The following is a 3,224-nucleotide window of genomic DNA, read 5'->3' as shown; positions in this document are numbered from 1 at the left end:
CCGAAGTTCCCGATCGTCTCCAACCTCAGCGGTGAACTCGCCGGTGAGGAGCTGCTGTCGGCCGACTACTGGGTGGACCACGTCCGCCAGGCGGTCCGCTTCCTCGACGGAATGCGTCATTCGGAGTCCCAGGGCGTCACGACGTACCTGGAGCTCGGACCCGGCGGGGTGCTGTCTGCCATGGGCCAGGACTGCGTCACCGACGACGAGGCCGGCTTCGTACCCGCCCTGCGCAAGGACCGCACCGAGCCCGAGGCCCTGACCACCGCCCTCGCCGAACTCCACCTCCGGGGCACCCGCGTCGACTGGACGGCGTACTACGCGAACACCGGTGCCCAGCGCGTCGACCTGCCCACCTATGCCTTCCAGCGGCAGCGCTTCTGGCTCAACGCCTCTTCCGCGTCCCGCAAGGCCGCCGACGGCCCCACCATGGACTCCGCGTTCTGGGACGCCGTGGCCCAGGGCGACGTGGAAGCACTCGCGCAGGCCCTCGCCGTCGGTCCGGACGCGCCCTTCAGCGAGGTGCTTCCGGCGCTCTCCGACTGGCGGCGCCGCCGCCATGCGTCCGACACCGTGGACTCATGGCGGTACCGCACCACCTGGCAGCGCATCCCCGGCTCCGCCTCCGCCGTCCCGGCGCTGCCCGGTACCTCTCTGCTCGTCGTACCGGAGCACGCGGCGAGCGAACCACTCGCCGACGCCTGTCGGCTCGCCCTCGGCACCGACCGGACCATCATCCTCCGGTTGCCGGCCGGGCTCGCCCGTGAGGCAATCGCGCAGCAGCTCCGCGACGTGCTCGCCGACCAGCCGCCGACCGGGATCGCCCGCGTACTCTCCCTGCTCCCGCTCGACGAAGGCGACCACCCACAGGTCCCCGGCGTCCCCGCAGGCATCGCCGCTTCCCTGGTCCTCGTCCAGGCACTCGACGACACGGGCCTCGACGCGCCCCTGTGGACCGCCACCCGCGGCGCCGTGGCGGCCCGGCCCGCCGAACCCGTCACCAGCGCCGTCCAGGCCATGGCCTGGGGATTCGGCGGGGTCTTCGGCACCGAATACCCGCAGCGCTGGGGCGGACTCGTCGACCTGCCCGAGGAGCTCGACCGACGTGGCGGCGCACACCTGCGCCGAGTCCTGGCCCGCACCGAGGACGAGGACCACGTCGCGATCCGCGCCACCGGCGCCTTCGCCCGCCGACTCGTCCGCGCCCCGCTCGACAACGCACCCGCCGAGCGGCAGTGGAACCCGAGCGGCACCGTCCTGGTCACCGGCGGCACCGGAGCCCTCGGCGGACACGTAGCGCGCTGGCTGGCCCGTAACGGTGCCGAGCAGCTCGTCCTCACCAGCCGCCGAGGGGCGGACGCGCCAGGCGCCGATGCCCTCGTCGCCGAACTCGAAGCCACGGGCTGCCGGGTGCGGATCGTCGCCTGCGAGGTCGACGACCGCGCCGCCGTCGCCGAACTCCTCGCGTCCATACCGGCCGACACCCCGCTCACCGCCGTCGTGCACGCGGCGGCGGCACTCGACGACGGCCTCATCGACTCGCTGACCACGGACCGGATCGGGTACGCGCTGCGCGCCAAGGTCCACGGCGCGCGCAACCTGCATGAGCTCACCCGCGACCTCGACCTGTCCGCGTTCGTACTCTTCTCCTCCCTCAGCGGCACCGTCGGCGCCCCCGGCCAGGGAAATTACGCCCCGGGCAACGCATTCCTCGACGCATTCGCCCAGCAACGCCGTTCCCTCGGCCTGCCCGCCACGTCCATCGCCTGGGGCCGCTGGGCCGGCGCCGGACTGGCGGAGGGGGACGCGGAAGCGCGCTTCGAGCGGATCGGCGCCGGAGCCATGGCCCCCGAGACCGCCCTGACCGCGCTGAAGCAGGCGCTGGAACACGACGAGACCTGCGTCGTCGTCGCGGACATCCAGTGGGAGCGCATGGTCGCGCACACCGCGACCCGTCGCCCGAGCCCGCTGATCCGCGATCTCCCCGACTTCGCCGACCGGCCCATTGCAGGTGAGGCGGACCGCGCGTCCGCTGCCTCCGTTCCCACCTCGCGGATCGCTCACCTGTTGTCCCTCGCCGAGCCCGAGCGGGTCCGCGCCGCTCTGGATCTCGTACGAGGCGAAACCGCGACCGTCCTCGGTCACACCGACATGGGCAAGGTCCCGAGCGACCGCAGCTTCCAGGATCTCGGCTTCAACTCCATGAGCGCCGTGGACCTGCGCAACAACCTGGGCGTCGTCACCGGGATGGCGCTGCCCACGACCCTCGTCTTCGACTACCCCACTCCGGCCGTCCTCGCGGCCCATCTCCTAGCTGAACTGAGCGGCTCCGAAACCGAGACCCGACCCACCGCGACCACGGCGGACGGCAGCATCGGAGACGACGAGAAGATCGCGATCGTCGGCATGAGCTGCCGGTTCCCCGGAGGTGTCGGCTCCCCCGAGGACCTGTGGCGCATGCTCGCCGACGGTGCCGACGGCATCACCGCCTTCCCCACCGACCGGGGCTGGGACCTCGACGCGCTCTACGACCCGGAACGGCGAAGGCCCCACACCTCGTACGTCGGCCAGGGCGGATTCCTCCTCGACGCCGCCCGGTTCGACCCGGCCCTGTTCGGGATCTCGCCGCGCGAGGCCCTGGCGATGGACCCGCAGCAGCGGCTGATGCTGGAGATCGCCTGGGAGGTCTTCGAACGCTCGGGCATCGACCCGACCTCGCTCAGGGGCAGCCGTACCGGCGTGTTCGTCGGCACCAACGGCCAGGACTACGGCGACCTCGTCCAGAACGCCGACGACGCGCTTGCTGGGCACGGAGTCACCGGAAGCCTCGCCAGTGTGCTGTCGGGCCGGGTGTCCTACGCCTTCGGTCTGGAGGGCCCGGCGGTGACGGTCGACACGGCCTGCTCGTCCTCACTGGTCGCCCTGCACTGGGCGATCCAGGCGCTGCGGGCGGGGGAGTGCGACCTGGCGCTCGCGGGCGGCGTGACCGTCATGTCCACCCCGGCCGGTTTCGTGGAGTTCAGCCGCCAGAACGGCCTGGCCGCCGACGGCCGGGTGAAGGCGTTCTCGGACGATGCGGACGGCACCGGCTGGGGCGAGGGCGTGGGCGTTCTGCTCGTCGAGCGCCTCTCCGAGGCGCGGCGCAAGGGCCATCAGGTGTTGGCGGTGGTGTCGGGTTCGGCCGTGAATCAGGACGGTGCGTCGAACGGTCTGACGGCTCCGAA

At 72.3% G+C, this 3,224-nt stretch carries 1 protein-coding gene; it reads left to right on the top strand.

Translation table 11 applies throughout. The features are described from left to right. Nucleotides 1–3,224: SDR family NAD(P)-dependent oxidoreductase (locus BT364_RS38795; protein ID WP_143166638.1), on the top strand; the 3,224-nt coding region annotated here is incomplete at both ends.

It is taken from the genome of Streptomyces atratus (assembly GCF_900119365.1).
GTDB classification, from domain to species: Bacteria; Actinomycetota; Actinomycetes; order Streptomycetales; family Streptomycetaceae; genus Streptomyces; species Streptomyces atratus_B.
This window is presented reverse-complemented; position numbering and strand designations above follow the sequence as displayed.